Genomic DNA, 19,824 nt, shown 5'->3' with positions numbered 1-19,824 from the left:
GCAGCGTGAAACCAAGGCGAAGTGTCCTATATGGTCACTTTTCGGACGAAGAGCGTCACTCGTTCGAGCCATTAGTCGGGTAGGGCAATGCCAATACCCTGACTTTCGTCACCTCTTTGGGTGACTTTCCAGTTTCGGGGGCGTTACGTCATGTCTCACCACCACCTGCATCGCTCCCGCGCCATGCGCCCGCGCCTTCGCGCGCCGGTGTCGTCGGCATTACACGGTCAATTCCAGGACGGAGCGAATAAACGCAAGGAAAGGAAGCGCCGGTAGCCGGACGGCTGCCGGATTTGGAACGCAAGCCGGCTTGCGCTCCCCAGGGGGTGGTTGATTTCGATGCGGCGTCGCCGTCGCATCGTGGCAGTTGGATTTGCCGGGAAAAAAAGCAATCGCGGTTTCGCGATCCCATTTTTTTCCAATTCGTAAGGACACAGACATGAGGAATTCAAGGCAAGCTTTGGCTGTCATCGCTCTTTCGCCGCTGGCGCTCGCGCTGTCGGTGGCATCGGCCGCGGACCGGGTCGATCTGCACGGCAAGGACGTCGCCCAACTCAACCGCCAGTACCAGGCCGCCAGCGCAGGCGTCGGCGTCGCGGCGGTCGCGAAGGACCGCCATGCGGAAATACTGGGCCTGGATAACGATTCCAGCCTGAAGCTGCTGCGCTCCAACAAGGACAGCGACGGTTCCACCGTCTACCGTTACGAGCAGCAGTTCCGCGGCGTGCCGGTGTTCGGCGAGCACGTGATCGTGCGCGAAGGCAAGAACGGGGCGGTCAACCGCCTGTTCGGCCGCATGGTCAACGGCTTGGCCAGCGAAATGCCGGCGACCGCCGCACGCATCCCCGCCAGCCAGGCGCTGGCCGTCGCCAAGCGGGCGACGCTGGGCAGCGGCTTGGCGACCAAGGTCGTCGAGAACGAAAGCAACCGCCAGATGATCTACATCGACGACAGCGGCCGCGCGCGCCTGAGCTATGTCGTTTCCTTCTTCGCCGACGCGCCCAAAGGCGGCGCGCCGACCCGTCCGTTCGTGATCGTGGACGCGCAGACCGGCGCCATCCTGAAGCAATGGGAAGGCCTGAACCATGCGCTGATCGGCACCGGCCCCGGCGGCAACCAGAAGACCGGCCAGTACGAGTACGGCACCAACTTCGGCTATCTCGACGTGGCGCAGAGCGGCAGCACCTGCACCATGAACAACGCCAACGTGAAAACCGTCAACCTCAACCACGGCACCAGCGGCAGCACGGCCTTCTCGTACACCTGCCCGCGCAACACCGTGAAGACCATCAACGGCGCCTATTCGCCGCTGAACGACGCGCATTATTTCGGCGGCGTGGTGTTCAACATGTTCAACGCCTACGTCGGCGCGCCGCCGCTGACCTTCCAGCTGATGATGCGCGTGCACTACAGCAACAACTACCAGAACGCGTTCTGGAACGGATCGTCGATGACCTTCGGCGACGGCGGCAGCACGTTCTATCCGCTGGTCAGTCTCGATGTCGGTTCGCACGAAGTCGCGCACGGCTTCACCGAGCAGAACTCCAACCTGACCTATTCCGGCCAGTCGGGCGGCATCAACGAGGCGTTCTCGGACATGGCCGGCGAGGCCGCCGAGTACTACAACGAAGGCAGCAACGACTTCCTGGTCGGCGCGGACATCTTCAAGGCCGCGGGCCAGGCGCTGCGTTACATGAGCAATCCGCCGCAGGACGGGGCATCGATCGACCACGCCTCGGATTACTACAACGGCTTGGACGTGCACTACTCGTCGGGCGTGTACAACAAGGCGTTCTACCTGCTCGCCACCAAGCCCGGCTGGAACACGCAGACCGCGTTCAAGGCCTTCGCGAAAGCCAACCAGGACTACTGGACGCCCAGCACCAACTTCAACCAGGGCGCGTGCGGCGTGGAATCGGCAGCCGTCGATCTGGGTTACACCAAGGCCGACGTGACCTCGGCGTTCAGCGCGGTCGGCGTGAGCTGCGGCACGAGCAGCGACGGCGTGGTGGTGTTGAACGTGAACCTGCCGAGCGTGAGCACCGGCAACTGGTCGTCGACGTACACCGTCAGCATCCCGTCGGGCACGACCAAGCTGGTCGTCAACACCTCGGGCGGCACCGGCGATGCCGACCTGTACGTCCGCAGGAACGCGTCCCCGACCACGAGCAGCTACAACTGCCGCCCGTACACCAGCGGCAACAACGAGACCTGCACCTTCAACAGCCCGATCGCGGGCAGCACGTACTACATCCGAGTGCGTGCCTACTCGTCGTACTCGGGCGTGAACCTGAAGGCCACCCGTTCGCCGAACTGAGCAGTACCCACAGGGACGTGACCTGGATGGCGGCCGCGCAACGGCCGCCATCCGTTTTCCTCGCCAGGCCCGTGGGCGGCGAGGCAGTTCGGTATGGCGCACGGATCGGGCCGATTCGCTTCGACCCGGCCCCTGCCGCCATTCCTCCAGCGATCAGCACCGGATCCGGGCGCGCGCCCGGACATGAGGGAGCGTTCCGATGACATTGCACCGCACCGTATTGACCTGCCTGCTGGCGGGTTTGTCGTTCGCAGCCCAGGCGCAGCAAGGTACCGTGCATCCCGCGCACGAAACCGACGCGGCCAGGTTCGAGCAGGCGCCGTTCGCGCCGGTCTACATCGTCACTTCGCGCGACACCTACATCAACACGTTGCAGCAGGTCGCCCGCAACGGCGTCGCCAGGCGCGACAGCATCGGCGCCGATCTGGTGGTATCGGAAATCGAGGCGCACCAGTTGCCGGAAGTCAGCGAACGGATCCATGTGCGCGAGAAGCGCTGCGGCGGCTATTTCGCTTTCGCCACCCGCGCGCAAGCCGATGCCTTCATCCGCAACGATCGCTCGGCGCAGGCCAGGAGCCTCGCGGCGCTGGTCGACTACACCATCGACAACCACGCCACGGTCGACCCCTGGCTGCCGCAGGTGCAGGCGGCCAACATCCTGGGCACGATCAACCATCTGTCCACGGCCTATCCCAACCGCTATTACGCCAGCAGCCACGGCCAGACCTCGGCCAACTGGATCCGCGACACCTGGGCGGCGCTGGCCAACGGCCGCACCGATGTCAGCACCGAGCTGTTTTCGTGCGGCAATTGCTCGACGCAGCCATCGGTCATCCTGACCATCCAGGGCACCGACCTGCCCGGCGAAATCGTCGTGCTCGGCGCGCATCTGGATTCGATCAACACCGCCGGCGGCGGCGAAAACATGGTCGCACCCGGCGCCGACGACGACGCCTCGGGCATCGCCACGCTGACCGAAGTGCTGCGTGTGGCGCTGGCCAGCGGTTGGAAGCCCAAACGCACCGTCAAGTTCATGGGCTACGCGGCCGAGGAAGTGGGCCTGCGCGGCTCCAATGCCATCGCGCAATCGTTCCAGACGCAGGGCAAGAACGTGGTCGGCGTGCTGCAGCTGGACATGACCAACTACAAGGTCGGCAACGGCGTCGACATGCAGTTGATCACGGACTATTCGAACGCGTCGATGAAGACGTTCCTGACCAACCTGTTCGACGCCTACATGGCGCCGCTGGGCATGACGCGCGGCAGCTACACCTGCGGCTACGGCTGCTCCGACCACGCTTCTTGGACCAGCGCCGGTTTCCCGTCGGCGATGATGTTCGAGGCCGGCGACGAGGACGGCGATTACTTCCCCTATATCCATTCGGCCAACGACAAGTTGCAGAACATGGGCAATTCGGCGAGCCACAGCGCCAAGTTCGCCAAGTTCGGCCTGGCCTTCCTCGGCGAACTGGGCAAGACCACCAGCGGCGGCCCGGGTCCGGGCAATACGCCGCCGGTGGCCAACTTCACCGCTGCGCCGAGCGGACTGACGGTGCAGTTCACCGATACCTCGACCGACAGCGACGGCAGCATCGCGTCGCGCAGCTGGAACTTCGGCGACGGCGGCACGTCGACAGCGGCCAATCCCAGCCATGCTTACGCGGCGGCGGGCAGCTACAGCGTCAGCCTGACGGTGACCGACGACGACGGCGCGACCCACACGCGCACCCAGTCCGTGGTCGTGAGCGACGGCAGCGGCAACGTCCTGAGCAAGGGCGTGCCGGTGACCGGGCTGGCGGCGACCACGGGCAACGCGTTGAACTACACCATGGTGGTGCCGGCCGGCGCGACCAACCTCAGCTTCGCCATCTCCGGCGGCAGCGGCGATGCCGATATGTACGTCCGGTTCGGCAGCGCGCCGACCGACACGGCGTACGACTGCCGTCCGTACCGGAGCGGAAATGCCGAGACCTGCACTTTCGCCGCGCCCCAGGCCGGCACCTATCACGTGCGGCTCAAGGCGTACTCCAGCTTCTCCGGCGTGAGCCTGGTGGGCGATTACGCCACCGGCGGCGGGGGCGGCGGCACGCAAACGTACAGCAACGGCACCGACTATCCGATCGACGACAACGCCACGGTCGACAGCCCGATCGCGGTGTCCGGCCGCACCGGCAACGCACCCGGCAACGCATCGGTTTCGTTCGCCATCGTGCATACGTACAAAGGCGATCTGAAGGTCGATCTGGTCGCGCCCGACGGCACGTTGTACAACCTGCACGACCGCACCGGCGGCAGCGCGGACAACGTCTCCGGCACGTTTACGAAGAATCTGTCGAGCGAGGCGTTGAACGGCGGTTGGAAGCTGCGCGTCAACGACAACTCGCGCAGCGACACCGGTTACATCGATAGCTGGAGCATCACGTTCTGACTGCGGCGCGGCTCCGGTTCCAGGCCGGAGCCGCCATCGGCGCATGCCTTTCCGACGGGGCCCGTCGGCGCGCGATTCGGCCTTCGCTGGGCCGCCTTCACGGCGCCGGTCACACGCGTACCGCCAACTGAGCGTTAGGCCTTCGTTAAGCCTTGCAATCAAATTTCGTTACATGGTAAAAATGTGATGAACATCACATTTTAATGCTTGTTTTGCTGCGCTTGCAGCGTGAACCTGTCTTTAAGTGTCGTTTATTGTCACTTTCGGACAGGGAAGTCCACCTGGTTTTGATACCCGTCGGAGCCTGCACGACAGACTCCGGCCACGACCGCCCAGCGGTCATAGGTTTTCGTTCGGGGGATGGCGGATGTCCGAAACAAGCTCGCGTCGTGCGAACGCCTGCACGTCCGCGGCCACCCTGCATTCAGCGCGGGCAACCGGTTACGGCCGGTCGCCCTGATCGATCACGCCGCGGACGGCGACGTCCGCGGCGTTTTTGTTTGTTTCGTTCGGAGCGGCAGCAAAAAGGAGCAGTAACGGAAGGACAGCTCAGGCGGATGCCGGAGTCGTCTGTTTGGACCGCTAGCCGGCTTGCGGTCCACAGGGGGTTGGTGTGATTCGAAGCGTGCCGACGCATTTGCGCCGGCCGCCGATGGCAGTTCTATTCGCCGGGAAAAAAAAGAAGTCGCGCGCGCGCGATCCAAAATTTTTCCAATCTTGCAGGGACACACATCATGAGGAATACAAGGCAACGTTTGAGTCTTATCGCTCTGTCTCCGTTAGCGCTCGCGCTCTCGGTCGCGTCCGCGCAGGCCGCCAACCGCGTCGATCTCCATCGTCAGGACGTCGCCCGGCTCAACGCCCAGTACCAAGCCGCCAGCCGCGGCCTGGCCGCGCCGGCCGCCGCGCGCGACCGTCACGCCGAACTGGTCGGCCTCGACCAGGAATCGAGCCTGAAGCTGTTGCGATCCAACCGCGACAAGGACGGCTCCACCGTCTATCGCTACCAGCAGGAGTTCCGCGGCCTTCCGGTGTTCGGCGAGCACGTGATCGTGCGCGACGGCAAGGACGGCAACGCCAACCGCCTGTCCGGCAAGATGGTCACCGGCCTGGCCAGCGAAATCCCGGCCGGCGCGGCGCGCATACCGAAATCGCAGGCGCTGGCCATCGCCAAGCGCACGGCGCTCGGCAGCGGCCTGTCCACGAAGATCGTGCAGCGCGAAAGCGCGCAGCAGATGATCTACGTCGGCGACGACGGCCGCGCGCGGGTCAGCTACGTGGTCAGCTTCTTCGCCGACGCGCCCAAGGGCGGCGCGCCGACGCGTCCGACCGTGATCGTCGACGCGCAGACCGGCGCGGTGCTCAAGCACTTCGAAGGCCTGACCACGGCCGAGATCGGCACCGGCCCCGGCGGCAACGAGAAGACCGGCCAGTACGAGTACGGCACCGACTTCGGCTTCAACGACGTGACCGTGGACGGCGCCAACTGCATCATGGACAACGCCACCGTCCGCACGATCAACCTGAACCACGACGACACCTATCCGGTGCCGACCGGCCAGGACGCGTTCGAATACACCTGTCCGCGCAATACGTTCCAGGCGATCAACGGCGCCTTCTCGCCGGCCAACGACGCGCACTACTTCGGCAAGGTCGTGTTCGACATGTACAACGCCTATGTCGGCGAACCGCCGCTGTCGACCAAGCTCGAGATGCGCGTGCACTACGGCACCAGCTACGAGAACGCGTTCTGGGACGGCGTCGGCATGACCTTCGGCGACGGCGCCAGCACGTTCTATCCGCTGGTCAGCCTGGACGTGTCCTCGCACGAAGTCTCGCACGGCTTCACCGAGTTCAACTCGGGCCTGATCTACGCGGGCCAGTCGGGCGGCATCAATGAAGCGTTCTCGGACATGGCCGGCGAAGCGGCCGAGTACTTCTTCCACAACGGCACCAACGACTTCCTGGTCGGCGCGGAGATCTTCAAGGCCGAAGGCGAAGCCTTGCGCTACATGAACAATCCGCCGCAGGACGGCATTTCGATCGACAGCGCCGACGATTATTTCGACGGGCTGAACGTCCACTATTCGTCGGGCGTCTACAACAAGGCGTTCTACGTGTTGGCGACGACCGCGGGTTGGACTACGGAAACGGCCTTTAAAGCCTTCGCCAAGGCCAACCAGGACTACTGGACGCCGAGCACCGACTTCTACGACGGCGCTTGCGGCGTCGAGGATGCGGCGGGCGACCTGGGCTACAACGTGGCCGACGTCACTGCCGCGTTCGAATCGGTCGATTCCGAATGCGGCGGCGGTCCCGAGCCGCCGACGGTCGAGCCGCTGACCAAGGGCGTGCCCGAAACGGGCTTGTCGGCAGGCACCGGCCAGTCGCTGTACTTCTCGCTGGACGTGCCCGCGGGCGCATCCAACCTGACCTTCACCATGTCCGGCGGCACCGGCGATGCGGACATGTACATGAAGTTCGGCGAGTTGCCGACCGACGTGGTCTGGGATTGCCGTCCCTACAAGTCCGGCAACAACGAGGTGTGCACGGTCGCGGCGCCGCAAGCGGGCACGTACAACGTGCGGCTGAAGGCGTACACGGCGTTCACGGGCGTGACCCTGGTCGGCGATTACAGCACCGGCGGCGGCGGCGACGTGCAGACGTACACCAACGACACGGACGTGCCGATCGTCGACAACGGAACGGTGGCCAGCTCGATCACGGTTTCCGGACGCACCGGACGTGCCGGGCGCGCCGTCCCGATAGACGTGAACATCACCCATACCTTCAAGGGTGATCTGCGCGTCGACCTGGTGGCGCCGGACGGCAGCACGTACAACCTGCACAACCGCACCGGCGGCAGCGCCGACAACATCATCCAGACGTACACCAAGAACCTGTCCAGCGAGAAGTTGAACGGTACCTGGAAGCTGCGCGTCAACGACAATGCCGGCGGCGACACCGGGGTGATCAACAGCTGGAGCATCACGTTCTGATCCAAGAACGGACCTGTCATGGACGATAAGGAAACCCCGGCTCCGGCCGGGGTTTTCTTTGTAGAGCGGAGCTTGCTCCGCTGCCTTTGCTTGGGGTTGTCGCGACCTGCCGGCCCTTTGGGCCGGGGTTTCGTCCGCTAAAACCGCGGCCGAGTTACTTTCTTTTTGTGGGGCCCAAAAAGAGAAGTCACCAAAGAAAAAGGGCCTTTGGAAGGGATCCTGGCGATGGGGTTACCTCGTGTTCTTGGCCACCGCTCGCTAGCCCTCGGGATTCCTCCGTCGCTTCGACATTCAGATCCGAGGCGATCGATCAGAACGACCCCTTAGCGCAAATCCGCAAAAGCCACGTCACCCATAGGCTACGAATCAAAATCTAGTACCTGCGTAAGAAGGTCACCTGCGACGAAAGCTTAGGCCGCTGGCGGACTTTTAGTTGCGACGCATCGCACCGCAGTTCAGGCCCTTTCTTGGGTTACTTTCTTTGGGCCAACAAAGAAAGTGACCCGGGCGCAGCCCGGAAGCTTTTGTCCATGGCGCGAGTCGCAGCGCAAGCCGTGAGGACGCGGGCCTGGATCCCGGCATTCGCCGGGATGACGGCTTAAGGGCAAGCGCCAGAGCAAGATGGGTCCCAGCGTTCGCTGGGATGACGGCTTTAAGAGCGAACAGCTTAAGAGCGAACGGCTTAAGAGCGAACGGCTTAAGAGCGAACGGCTTAAGAGCGAATAGCAGCGGAGCAAGCCCCGCTCTACAAAGCGGGAGCAAGGACAGCGGAGCGAGCTCCGCTCTACAGAGCTGGAGCAAGAGCAGCGGGCCGGCTGCGCTCTACAGAGCCGGGCGCGATTGGACTAGCGCCGCGCGCAGTGGATCGAGCAGGGCGCCGTAGCGTTCGGCGCGGGCGGTGTCTTGGCGCAGCGGTTGCCTTACTTGCGAGGCGCTGGGCGTGCGCACGCTGCGCGCGGCCTGGTGGTAATCCAGGCAGCTCGCGTCGAAGGGCAGGCCGCAGAAGTCGAGCAGCTCGCGTATCTGGTTTTCCGGGTCGGCCAACAGCGCCTCGTAGGATTGCGTGCGGATGCGCCGCGGATCGGCCTGCTGCCAATGCGACATCGCGCGCTCGCAGTCGCGCAGGTAGGCGGCGATATCAGTCAGGTCGCATGAAAAATGCGGCAGCCGGTAGAACTGCTGCTTGAAGCACGACCAGCCCGTCTCCAACGCATCGCGGCGCGTGTCGACGATGCGCGCGCCGGGCAGCATCGCGCGCAGCACGCCGGCGTACAGCCAGTTTTCCGGCATCTTGTCGGTGAAGCGCGGACGGCGCCGGCGCCAGCGCGCCGTACGTTCCAGATAATCGCGGCCCAGCCGCCGCCAATCCTCCGCGCTCGCGTTCGGCACCCATTGCGGGAAGGGCAGGCCGCGGCGCGCCGATTCGTCGCGGATCACCTCGCCCAGATCGGGCAGCTCGCTCGCGCCCTCGACCTGCGGATGCGCGGCCAGGATCTGCTCGAACAGCGTCGAGCCCGAGCGCGGCAGGCCGACGATCAGGATGGCCTCCCGCCCCAGCGATTCGTCCACCGGCGCCGGCAGGGTTTCGGCGACGGCGATCGTGGCGTCGACGAACACGCGGAAGGCCTGCGCGTTCCACGGCGCCATTCGGCGCAAGCGCGCATTGGCGTCGCTCAGCGCGGCGAAAGCCTCCGGATAGCGGCCTTGGTCCTCGCATACCTTGCCCAGCGCGTAACCGATCGCGATGCGGTCGGATTCGGCGATGTCGGCCCTGCGCAACTGCAACGACAGCTGCTGACGGTCTTCGTCGGACAGCGGACGCGTCTTGATATTGGCCAATCCGCGCCAGGCGTCGCCGCATGCAGGATGCACGCGCAGCGCTGCGCGGTATTGCGTTGCGGCGTCGTCGAAGCGCCCCAGATGCACCAGCGCATCGCCGAGCAGGATGCGCGCGGGCAGGAAATCCGGCGCCAGCGCGGTGGCGCGACCGAGCGCCTCGGCGGCCGCTTCGCTGGCGCCTTCCAGCTGCAGGTTGCGGCCGAGGTTGTACCAGGGCATCGGTTCTTGCGGCGCCAGCGCGCAGGCGCGGCGCCAGCTGGCGAAGGCCGGCTCGCGTTCGCCGCTGCCGTACAGCGCGCTGCCGAGGTCGTTGAGGATCTGCGCATCGTCGGGGCGTTGGACGAGCGCGCGTTGCAGCGCCGCTTGCGCGTCGACGTGACGGCCGCATCGGTTGTAGAGGATGCCGTACAGGCGCAACGCTTCCGGATGTTCCGGCGCCTGCGCGAGAATGCCATCCAGAAGGCTTTCGGCCGCGGCGACGGCGCCGTCGCGGATCGCGCGCGCCGCCGCGTGCATGCGCGGGATCGCATCGGCCGGCAGCCCGGCCATGCGCGGATCGGCGCCGCCTTGCGGTGGCGCGGCCGTATTAATCCACGGCCTCGAAGCGGTTCGCGGCCACGTTCTTGCGCACCTTGGCCGGATCCCAGACGCGGCCGTTCATCGCGATGTAGACCCCCGGCGGCAGCGATTGCACGGCGCCGACCGCCGTGCCGATATTGAATTCGGCGTCCGAGCCGCGGAATCGGGCGGGGTTGAGCGCGCCGGTGAGCACGATAGTCTTGTCCGCGATGCTGGAGAGCACTTGCGCAGTTTCCACCATGCTGTCTGTGCCGTGCGTGACCAGCACGTGGCGCGCATCCTGGGCTGCGATGGCGGCGCGGACCAGCTCGCGGTCTTCGCGGCTGATGTGCAGCGAATCCTTGCGGATGATCGGGATCACGCTGAAGCGGAACGCGACGCCCAACTCTTCCAAGATGCGGCCGATCTGCGGTTCGCCGACCTGGTAATCCGACTTGTCGTCGAAATAGACCTTGTCGATGGTGCCGCCGGTGGTGACGATCAGTAACTGTTCCATCCTGTTCCTCGTTCGGCGCTGCCGCAGTTCAATCGCGGTCTTCCGGCCCTTCGATATGATACGTCGGACCGTAAGTTTCGCAGAGTTCCAGCCGGGCCGGCGAGGGCGGAAGCGTCGTTTCCCATTCGCCGTCGAGGCTCATGGCATTTCCTTCGGTTCGTTGCGATTGCGTTTTCCGGAACGCGCGCGCAGGCCCGGCAGGCTGGCGACGGCGACTATGACGGTGGCCAACGCTACGGCCAGCAAGGCCAAGCCGCGTTCGGCGGGCCGCGTCCAGGCCACCATCACGCCATGCGAGAACCACATCAGCGCCAATACGCCGGCCCAAAAACCCGCATTGCGCCGGCCGAACCAGGCTGCGGCAGCCAGCGATAGCGGCGGCGCTGCAAAAACGGCGACGGCGAACCACTCCGCGCCGCGCCCGAACCAGATTGCGTACAGCGCAGCCAGCGCCAGCAACGCAACGGCGAGGCCGGGCCTGCGTTTCATGCCGACAGTTTCGCGGCGATGCCGGCGAGCCGCCTGCCGAGCGCGCGCGCCAGCTGCGCTTCTTCCGCGGTCGGTTCGGGGTCGTCGTTGTTGCCGGCGAAGTGGCTTGCGCCATAGGGCGTGCCGCCGCTGCGCGTGCTGCTGAGCGCCGGTTCGGTATACGGGATGCCGACCAGTACGCAGCCGTGGTGCAGCAGCGGCGTCATCATCGACAGCAAGGTCGATTCCTGTCCGCCGTGCATGGTCGAGGTGGACGTGAACACTGCCGCCGGCTTGCCGACCAGAGTGCCGCTGGTCCATTCCGCGCCGAGCGAATCGAAGAAATGCTTCAGCGGCGCGGCCATGTTGCCGAAGCGGGTGGGGCTGCCGATCGCCAGGCCGACGCATTCGCGCAGGTCGCGTTTGTCCACATAAGGCGCGCCGTCTTCCGGCACCGGCGGCGCGGCGATTTCGACTACGGGCGCCACCGGAGGCACGCTGCGGATGCGCGCAACCATGCCTTCCACCTCGCCGATGCCGCGGGCGATGTGCCGCGCCAGCCGCGCTACCGATCCGCCGCGGCTGTAGTACAGCACCAGAATATCGGGCATGCGGACCTCGGGGCTTGGATGCGGATAGTTTGACAGGGATTCCGGAGAGGCGTCCTCATTCGTCCTGCCGTCCAGGCGCAAACCGGGAATTCGGCATCTATGCTCGGCTGCTTTTGCTCTTGAAGCCGTCATCCCCGCGAAGGCGGGACTGCGGAGGCCAAAGGCCGTAGCGAACATCTGCGTCAGCGGATGGCCCGGAGGGCGAGCGAAGCGAGTAACCCAGCGTCTTGGCTTGTCTCTCCTCTTTGAAAAGAGGGACCGAGGGAGATTTGCTTTGGCTCTGTAGAGCGGAGCTTGCTCCGCTGCCTTGGCTTGTGGGTTCTCGCGACCTGCCGGCCGTCCCGGCCGGGGTTTCGTCCGCTAAAACCGCGGCCGAGTTACTTTCTTTTTGATGGGCCCAAAAAGAACAGTAACCAAAGAAAAAGGGCCTTTGGAAGGGATCCCGGCGATGGGGCTCCCCCGTGTTCTTGGCCACCGCTCGCCAGCCCTCGGGATTCCTCCGTCGCTTCGACATTCAGATGCGAGGCGATCGACAAGGACTACTCCTTAGCGCCCATCCGCAAAAGCCACGTCACCCATAGGCTACGAATCAAAATCTAGTACCTGCGTAAGAAGGTCACCCACGACGAAAGCTTAGGCCGCTGGCGGACTTTCAGGCGCGACGCATCGCACCGCAGTTCAGGCCCTTTCTTGGGTTACTTTCTTTGGGCCAGCAAAGAAAGTGACCCGGCGCAGCCGGAAGCCTTTGTCCATGGCGCGAGTCGCAGCGCAGGCCGCCAGGACGCGGGCCTGGATCCCGGCCTTCGCCGGGATGACGGCTTAAGGGCAAGCGCCAGAGCAACATGGGTCCCAGCGTTCGCTGGGATAACGGCATTTAAGGGCAAGAGCAAATGGGTCCCAGCGTTCGCTGGGTTGACGGCTTAAGAGCGAACGGCTTTAAAGGCAAGAACAGCGCAGCAAGCTCCGCTCTACAGAACAAGGGGCCAAATTGCCCCATTACCTGGCGACGCGCCCGCTTTGCTACCCTTCGCTTATGGAGCCGCTGGATTCCTTGAACCGCTGGAGCGACCGCATGCGCGACCGTGCGCGTACCGGGACGTTCTTTCGCTTTTTGTGGCGGCGTTTCCTCGACGACCGCCTATTCGAAGCGGCCGGCTCGCTGTCGTTCACCACCGTGTTCGCGCTGGTGCCGCTGGCCACGGTGGTGTTCAGCGCGCTGTCGGCGTTTCCGGTGTTCAAGGAATGGCGCGACAGGCTAGGCGATTACGTGTTCTCCAATTTCGTGCCGTCCTCGGCGCGCGCGGTGCAGAGCTACCTCAAGCAATTCTCGGACAGCGCCGGCCAGCTGACCGCGATCGGCATCATCGCGCTGGTGTTGTCGTTGTTGATCACCTTGGTCGGCGTGGAAACCACGTTCAACCGCATCTGGCGCGTGGAGACCGCGCGCCCCAAATTCGGCAGGTTCCTGGTGTACTGGACGGTGCTGACGCTCGGCGCGCTGGTGGCGGCGGCCAGCCTGGCGCTGTCGGCACGTTTTTTCGCGCTGGCGATCTTCGACACCGAGCCCGGCCGCTGGCTGGAAGAACTGATGCTGCGGGCGACGCCGATGCTGATCGAGCTGGCTGCATTCGCGGCCATCTACCGCGTCGTGCCGCACCGGACGATCCAATGGCGGCATGCGGTGGCGGGCGCGCTGCTAGGCGTGCTGGTGTTCGAACTGGTCAAGAGCGGCATGGGGCTGTTCCTGACCACGTTCAATTCCTACCAGAAGATCTACAGCACCTTCGCCTCGGTGCCGATCTTCCTGTTGTGGATCTATTTGAGCTGGGTGTCGGTGCTGCTGGGCGCCTCGTTCGCCTCGTCGATCTCGGCGTTCCGCTACCAACCGGCTTCGATGCGGCTGCCGCAGGGCTACGAGATCTACGGCTTGCTGCGCATGCTCGGCCGTTTCGACGAATACCGCGCGCGCGGACGCGGCCTGCACAGCGACGAGATCCAGCAGCTGGAACCGATGCTCACCGATTCGCTGGTGCAGCACATGCTGGCGCAGTTGTGCGAGATCGGATTGGTGACGCGCGCAGAAACCGGCGAATGGCTGCTGGCGCGCGACCTGGATACGCTCACGCTGGCCGAGCTCTACGAGGCCTGCAACCTGCGCATCCCCATCGCCGAGGCGCACCTGCCGTGCCGCGACGACGCCTTGGGCAAGTCCGCCATCGGCGCCCTCGACGAACTCCGCATACCGTTGCGCGAACTGCTCAAGCATCGCGTCGGCGATCTCTATACGAACGTGAAGGAAGGCGCATGACCGCTCGCGAGCTTTCGATACTCCTACTTGCCGCGTTGCTTGCCGCTTGCGCCAAGCCCACCGGCGACGAAACCGCCAAGACCGCCGAGCCGGCGGCGACGCCGGCACCTGCAGCGCCGGCGGAAAAATCCCCGGCGGCCGCAGCCAAGCCTGCGCAGCCTTCATTGAGGCTCGCCACGGTCGATGGCAAGCCCTACGACCTGGCGGCGCACCGCGGCAAGTGGGTCGTCGTCAATTTCTGGGCGACGTGGTGCGCGCCTTGCCTGAAGGAAATGCCCGAACTGTCGGCACTGGACGCGATGCGCGAGCACGTCGAGGTGGTCGGGTTGGCCTACGAAGAGATCGAACCCGAACAGATCAAGGCTTTCCTCGTCGAGCATCCGGTGGTCTATCCGATCGCGGTGGTCGACGTCTACGACCCGCCGCAGGATTTCGAAACGCCGCGCGGTTTGCCGATGACCTATCTGATCGCGCCGGACGGCACGGTCGCCAAGCGCTTCCTCGGCCCGGTGACGGCCAAGGAGATCGAGTCGGCGATCTCCGCCGCGGGCGGCCCGAAAGCGGGCGCGTGATGGCCGCTGCGCGCTTCCTGGTGCGCGGCAAGGTGCAGGGCGTGTTCTTCCGCGCGTCGGCCCGCGAGCAGGCTTTGACGCTGGGCTTGCGCGGGTACGCCAAGAATCTGCTCGACGGACGGGTGGAGGTGTTGGCCGTGGGCGATGCCGACCGCATCGAGACGTTGGCGCAATGGCTGCGGCACGGTCCGCCGATGGCGCAGGTCTATGCCATCGAACGCAGCGACATCGATGAGCCCGCCATCGCCGGCGATTTCCAAGTATCGTAGAGCGGGACTTTGTGGGAGCGGCTTTCAGCCGCGAGCTTTTTGGTGCCGCCGGTGTCGAAAAGCTCGCGGCTAAAGCCGCTCCCACAAAGCTCTTCCACGAAGCCGCTCTCGCGACGATCAGTCGTCCTGGGGGTCGAAGGCGGGTATCGGCTTCAAGACGCCGTAGCGTTCCTTGTGCGGCTTGCCGGACAGCGGCGTCAGCTTGAGCTTGGATTCCGGCAGGTGCGTGTCGGGCAGGCGATCCAGCAAGTCGCGGATCAGGGTCAGGCGGCCGCGTTTCTGGTCGTTGAAGTCGACCAGCGTCCAAGGCGCGAAATCGTCGTGCGTTGCCTTCAGCATGGCTTCGCGCGCACGCGTGTAGTCGGCGTACCTGGCGCGGGCGTCGAGATCGATCGGCGACAGCTTCCAGCGCTTCAGGGGGTCTTCGCCGCGTTCGGCGAAACGCTTTTCCTGCTCTTCCTGGTCGCAGCACAGCCAGTACTTGAACAGGAGGATGCCGTCGTCGACCAGTTGCTTCTCGAAGGCCGGCGTCTGCTGCAAGAAAGCCTTGACCTGCGCCTCGCTGGCGAAGCCCATCACCTTCTCGACGCCGGCGCGGTTGTACCAGCTGCGGTCGAACAGCACGATTTCGCCGGCCGCGGGCATTTGCGCCGCATAGCGCTGGAAATACCACTGCGTGGCTTCGCGGTCGGTCGGCTTGGGCAAGGCGACGACGCGGCATTGGCGCGGATTGAGGTGTTCGCGGATCGCATCGATCGCGCCGCCTTTGCCTGCCGTATCGCGACCCTCGAACAACACCACCAGGCGCTTGCCGGCGGCGGCGACCCAGCGCGCCATCGCGACCAGTTCCACCTGCATCGGTTCCAGCAGTTCCTCGTAATCCTTGCGTTTCAGTTTTTTCATCCCGTCGATTCCGTAGGGTGGGCCTTGGCCCACCATGACCCTCATTCCGATCGCATCGAACAATGATCGAAGCTTCGCCCAATGGCATTCGGACATCGAAAGATGGCGACGATGGGCCAAGGCCCACCCTACGTCATCGTTTCGCCATGCTGCGCGCCACTTCGAGCAATGCGCCCTGTTGCTTGGTGTTGAGCTTGCGGTAGGCGGCGAGCAGGTCGTGCTCGCCTTTGGTACGGGCCGGATCGAGCGTGCTCGCCAGTTCGGAAAGCAGCGCGCCCGCGGGCACGCCGAACATGCGCGCCAAGGCATCGAGTTGGTCCTTGCCGGGCAGCTTTTCGCCGCGCAGCCAGGCCGATACGGTAGCCACGCCTGCGCGCGGAATGGCGGTGGCGATGTCGGTGGCGCTGTATCCGCGCGCCTTGGCCAGCAGCCGCAAGGTGGTATCGATCGACATCTTCACTCCTTCAGCCGCGGCTTCAAGGTGGCGAGGTTGCAAGGCTTGGTGCGCGCGTCCAGTTGCGCGCGGATGATCTTTTCCCAGGCGGTGCGGCAGGCCGAGGTCGAGCCGGGCAGGCAGAACACGAAGGTGGCGTTGGCCAGGCCGGCGAAGGCGCGCGACTGCAGCGACGAAGTGCCGATTTCCTCGAACGAGATCGCGCGGAACAGTTCGCCGAAGCCGGGCATTTCCTTGTCCAGCAGCGGCAGCAGCGCCTCGGGCGTGGAATCGCGGCCGGTGAAGCCGGTGCCGCCGGTGACGAGCACGCCGTCGATGGCCGGATCGGCGATCCATTGCGAAACCGCCGCGCGCAGGCGGTAGCGGTCGTCGGGCAATAGAGCGCGTTCCGCCAGGCGGTGGCCGGATGCCTGCAAGACGGATACCAGATAGTCGCCGGAGGTGTCGTCCGCTGATGTGCGCGAATCAGACACCGTCAGCACGCACAGGTTCAAGGCGATGGGTTCGTTAGCCGCGCTCATGCGGTAAGCCTAGCGCAAGATGGATGGCAACGTCAGTCGCGGGTTTTTCAGCCGTCATTCCCGCGAAGGCGGGAAACCAGTGACGTTAAGAACTCTCCAGATCGAGACGCGGCGACTTGATATCCCGCGCGCCCTCACCCAACCCCGCAAGCGGGAGAGGGCTAAAGCCAAAGTCGCTGGATTCCCGCCTTCGCGGGAATGACGGCTGAAAACAAAAAGCCGTCACTCCAGGCGCAGCGAATACCACTGCGTCTCGTCCTCATGCCAGCCGGCATTTCGATAGAGCGCTCGTGCAGCATCGTTATCGCGCGTGGTCTCCAGCACGATGCCGCGCGCGCCGTCCGCGCGGGCGAAATCGGCGGCGGCGTCGAGCAGGGCGCGGGCGACGCCGCCGCGGCGCGCGGCCGCGTCCACGTACAGGTCGTTGAGGATCCAGGTGCGCGCGGTGTGCACGGAGGAGAACATCGGATACAGCTGCGTGAAGCCGACCGCGCGACCGCCGTCTTCGGCCAGCAATACGACCGATTCGCCCGCATCGATCCGCGCCTGCAGCCACTCGCGCGCACGCGCCGGATCCGACGGCTGGCCGTAGAAGCCGCGATAGGCGTCGAACAGCGGCGCGATGGCATCGATGTCCTGCGTCGAAACGCGTTTGATGCGCAGGCTCATGCGGACTCTGTCATGCGTGCGAGCTCATCGGCCTGGTGCTCGCGGCTGAGGCGCTCGATCAACGCATCCAAGTTGCCTTCGAGCACGTTGGGCAGGTCGTACAATGTCAGCCCTTCGACGCGATGGTCGGTGATGCGGCCCTGCGGATAGTTGTAGGTGCGGATGCGCTGGCTGCGGTCGCCGCTGCCGACCTGCAGCTTGCGGTCCTGCGCCTGCGCGGCCTCGCGCTTGGCGATCTCGGCCTCGACCAGCATGGCCTTGAGCCGCTTCATCGCCTTGTCGCGGTTGGCGTGCTGCGAACGTTCGGTCTGGCTTTCCACGACGACGCCGCTGGGCACGTGGGTGATGCGGATCGCCGATTCGGTCTTGTTGACGTGCTGGCCGCCCGCGCCGGACGAGCGGAAGGTATCGACCTTCAGGTCGACCGGATTGATCTCGACCTCGATGTCGCTGATGTCCTCGGCGATGATCGCCACCGTCGCCGCCGAAGTGTGGATGCGGCCCTGCGACTCGGTCTCGGGCACGCGTTGCACGCGATGCGTGCCGGATTCGAATTTCAGCTTGGAATAAGCGCCGCGGCCTTCGACGCGGGCGATGATTTCCTTGTAGCCGCCGTGCTCGCCCGGGCTGGCCGATTCGACTTCCACCTTCCAGCCCTGCCGCTCGGCGTAGCGGGCGTACATGCGGAACAGGTCGCCGGCGAAGATCGCCGCTTCGTCGCCGCCAGTGCCGGCACGGACTTCCAGGTACAGGCCGCCTTCGTCGCGTGCGTCCTTGGGCACCAAGTGCGACATCAGCTCGTCGTCGAGGGCTTCGAGCCGCGCGCTGGCGGCGGCGATTTCCTCTTCGGCCAGCTCGCGCATTTCCGGATCGCCGCGCATCGCTTCGGCGTTGGCCAGGTCGCGGCGCGCCTGCGCTTCGTTCGCCAGCGCGTTCGCTACCGGTTCCAGCTGCGAGAATTCGCGCGAAAAGTTGCGGAAGCGATCGGCGTCGGCGATCACGCCCGGATCGGACAGCAGCCGCTCCAGTTCCTCGCGCCGTTCGGCCAGGGCCTCAAGCTTGCGGCGCAGGTTCGCTTGCATCGTCTTGGTCGGCGTCCGTCGGCGGGAACAGTTTGTCGGCGGCGCGCGCGAGTTCGGCGTCGCCGGTCAGCGCCGCTTCGCGCAGCGCCACGGTCGGCGCGTGCAGCAGGCGATTGGTCAAGGTGTGGGCGAGCAGGTCGAGCACGTCGTTCGGATCGGCGCCGGCGGCGAGTTCGCGGCGCGCCTTGGCCAGCGCTTCGGCGCGCGCGCTGTCGCCGTGCGCGCGCAGGCGCTTGAGCGGCGCATGGCGCGTGGCGGCGGTCGTGGTTTCGATGAAGCGCGCGGCTTGCAGCTCGATGATCGCTTCGGCCTCGGCCGCGGCTTCGCGCCGGCTGCGGCGATTGTCTTCCACCGCGCGTTCCAGGTCGTCGACGGTATAGAGGAAGGCATCCTTGAGCTCGGCCACGTCCGCATCGATGTCGCGCGGCACGGCCAAGTCCAGCAACAGCATCGGCCGGTGCCGGCGCGTGGCGAGCGCGTGGGCCACTTGCGCGCGTTTGAGCACGGTGTCGCGGCTGGCGGTGGCCGAAATCACCAGGTCCGCTTCGGCCAGATGCCGTTCCAGCTCGCCGAGCGGCAGCGCCACGCCGCCATGGCGGGAGGCGATGTCCTGCGCATGCGCCAGCGTCCGGTTGGCGATCAGCAGGCGCTTGACCTTGCCCTCGCTCAGATGGCGCGCGGCCAGCTCGATGGTCTCGCCCGCGCCGATCAGCAGTGCGGTCGACTCGTCCAGCCGCGCGAACGCGTTTTGCGCCAAGCGAACGGCGGCCGAGGCCACCGACACCGGATGCGCGCCGATGCGCGTATCGGTGCGGGCGCGCTTGGCGGTGGCGAAGGCCTGCTGGAACAGGCGGTCCAGTCCGCTGCCCAGCGTGCCGGCGGCGCGCGCCGCGGCCCAGGATTCCTTCACCTGGCCCAGGATTTGCGGTTCGCCCAGCACCAGCGAGTCCAGGCCGGCGGCGACACGGAACAGATGGCGCACCGCATCCAGATCGCGATGACCATATAAATAGGCGTGCAGGTCTTCGCTGCCGTCCGGATGTGTGGCCAGCCAGTCGCGCACGCTGCGGCCGTCGTCGTCGACGACCGCATACAGCTCGGTGCGGTTGCAGGTGGAGAGCAAGGCCACTTCTCGAACTTCCGGCAAGGCGCGCAGGGCCGCCAATGCCGCGGGCAGCGCGGCGGCGTCGAACGCGACGCGCTCGCGCAGGGCGACCGGCGCGGTCTGGTGGTTCAGTCCCAAGGCATACAACGGCATATTCAGCGGCTTGCGATTAAGCTAGCTATTCATTCCCAAGCCGCCATTTTA

16 protein-coding genes are annotated in these 19,824 nt (G+C 65.4%); 6 read left to right on the top strand and 10 right to left on the bottom strand.

The features are described from left to right. Positions 1-439 precede the first annotated feature (439 nt). The 3 genes from M2650_RS07180 (at position 440) to M2650_RS07170 (ending at position 7,744) form a co-directional block, all read left to right on the top strand. Positions 440-2,317 (top strand): M4 family metallopeptidase, encoded by a 1,878-nt coding sequence (locus M2650_RS07180; RefSeq protein ID WP_249472852.1) that lies wholly within the window; start codon positions 440-442, stop codon positions 2,315-2,317. A gap of 199 nt (positions 2,318-2,516) precedes the next feature. Next, entirely contained in the window at positions 2,517-4,745 is a 2,229-nt protein-coding gene (locus tag M2650_RS07175) for a M20/M25/M40 family metallo-hydrolase (RefSeq protein WP_249472850.1), read from the top strand. A 755-nt stretch (positions 4,746-5,500) separates the two neighbouring features. Beyond that, a complete protein-coding gene (locus M2650_RS07170) occupies positions 5,501-7,744 on the top strand; it encodes a M4 family metallopeptidase (protein WP_249472848.1) in 2,244 nt (747 codons plus the stop codon). A gap of 822 nt (positions 7,745-8,566) precedes the next feature. Here M2650_RS07170 and M2650_RS07165 read toward each other — a convergent pair. The 4 genes from M2650_RS07165 to wrbA all read right to left on the bottom strand — a co-directional run bounded on the left by M2650_RS07165 (position 8,567) and on the right by wrbA (position 11,737). Further along, the gene (locus M2650_RS07165; RefSeq protein WP_249472846.1) at positions 8,567-10,132 is read right to left on the bottom strand and encodes a tetratricopeptide repeat-containing sulfotransferase family protein; all 1,566 of its coding nucleotides are present in this window, start codon (positions 10,130-10,132) and stop codon (positions 8,567-8,569) included. A gap of 37 nt (positions 10,133-10,169) precedes the next feature. After that, positions 10,170-10,658 carry an asparaginase domain-containing protein gene (locus tag M2650_RS07160; protein ID WP_249472844.1) on the bottom strand — a complete coding sequence of 163 codons (489 nt, stop codon included), beginning with the start codon at positions 10,656-10,658 and terminating at the stop codon, positions 10,170-10,172. A 138-nt stretch (positions 10,659-10,796) separates the two neighbouring features. After that, positions 10,797-11,147 carry a DUF2069 domain-containing protein gene (locus tag M2650_RS07155; protein WP_249472841.1) on the bottom strand — a complete coding sequence of 117 codons (351 nt, stop codon included), beginning with the start codon at positions 11,145-11,147 and terminating at the stop codon, positions 10,797-10,799. Then, positions 11,144-11,737, bottom strand: a complete 594-nt coding sequence (gene wrbA, locus M2650_RS07150) for an NAD(P)H:quinone oxidoreductase (protein ID WP_249472838.1) — start codon at positions 11,735-11,737, stop codon at positions 11,144-11,146. Before wrbA ends, M2650_RS07155 begins: the two co-directional genes overlap by 4 nt. A gap of 1,033 nt (positions 11,738-12,770) precedes the next feature. On the opposite strand from wrbA, the gene M2650_RS07145 reads away from it, so the two are divergent. Genes M2650_RS07145 through M2650_RS07135 form a run of 3 tightly spaced genes read left to right on the top strand, consistent with a single transcriptional unit; the run spans position 12,771 to position 14,886 of the window. Then, on the top strand, positions 12,771-14,045 hold the full coding sequence (locus M2650_RS07145) for a YihY family inner membrane protein (RefSeq protein ID WP_249472836.1): 1,275 nt from the start codon (positions 12,771-12,773) through the stop codon (positions 14,043-14,045). Continuing rightward, positions 14,042-14,617 (top strand): TlpA family protein disulfide reductase, encoded by a 576-nt coding sequence (locus M2650_RS07140; protein WP_249472834.1) that lies wholly within the window; start codon positions 14,042-14,044, stop codon positions 14,615-14,617. Before M2650_RS07145 ends, M2650_RS07140 begins: the two co-directional genes overlap by 4 nt. Beyond that, positions 14,617-14,886 carry an acylphosphatase gene (locus tag M2650_RS07135; protein ID WP_249472832.1) on the top strand — a complete coding sequence of 90 codons (270 nt, stop codon included), beginning with the start codon at positions 14,617-14,619 and terminating at the stop codon, positions 14,884-14,886. The genes M2650_RS07140 and M2650_RS07135 overlap by 1 nt, the downstream gene beginning before the upstream one ends. 117 nt (positions 14,887-15,003) lie before the next feature. On the opposite strand, the gene ppk2 is transcribed toward M2650_RS07135, so the two are convergent. The 6 genes from ppk2 to hemA all read right to left on the bottom strand — a co-directional run bounded on the left by ppk2 (position 15,004) and on the right by hemA (position 19,773). Further along, entirely contained in the window at positions 15,004-15,789 is a 786-nt protein-coding gene (gene ppk2 / locus M2650_RS07130) for a polyphosphate kinase 2 (RefSeq protein WP_249472830.1), read from the bottom strand. Positions 15,790-15,922: 133 nt separating this feature from the next. Next, the gene (locus tag M2650_RS07125; protein ID WP_249472828.1) at positions 15,923-16,243 is read right to left on the bottom strand and encodes a helix-turn-helix domain-containing protein; all 321 of its coding nucleotides are present in this window, start codon (positions 16,241-16,243) and stop codon (positions 15,923-15,925) included. Between the two features lie 2 nt (positions 16,244-16,245). Then, entirely contained in the window at positions 16,246-16,764 is a 519-nt protein-coding gene (moaB, locus tag M2650_RS07120; protein WP_249472826.1) for a molybdenum cofactor biosynthesis protein B, read from the bottom strand. Positions 16,765-16,986: 222 nt separating this feature from the next. Further along, on the bottom strand, positions 16,987-17,433 hold the full coding sequence (locus M2650_RS07115) for a GNAT family N-acetyltransferase (protein WP_249472824.1): 447 nt from the start codon (positions 17,431-17,433) through the stop codon (positions 16,987-16,989). Then, positions 17,430-18,515, bottom strand: a complete 1,086-nt coding sequence (gene prfA / locus M2650_RS07110) for a peptide chain release factor 1 (RefSeq protein WP_249472822.1) — start codon at positions 18,513-18,515, stop codon at positions 17,430-17,432. The genes M2650_RS07115 and prfA overlap by 4 nt, the downstream gene beginning before the upstream one ends. Then, entirely contained in the window at positions 18,487-19,773 is a 1,287-nt protein-coding gene (gene hemA / locus M2650_RS07105) for a glutamyl-tRNA reductase (protein WP_249472820.1), read from the bottom strand. The genes prfA and hemA overlap by 29 nt, the downstream gene beginning before the upstream one ends. Positions 19,774-19,824: the final 51 nt, after the last annotated feature.

Origin of the sequence: Luteimonas galliterrae (genome assembly GCF_023374055.1) — a bacterium.
In the GTDB taxonomy this organism is placed as follows: domain Bacteria; phylum Pseudomonadota; class Gammaproteobacteria; order Xanthomonadales; family Xanthomonadaceae; genus Luteimonas_C; species Luteimonas_C galliterrae.
This window is presented reverse-complemented; position numbering and strand designations above follow the sequence as displayed.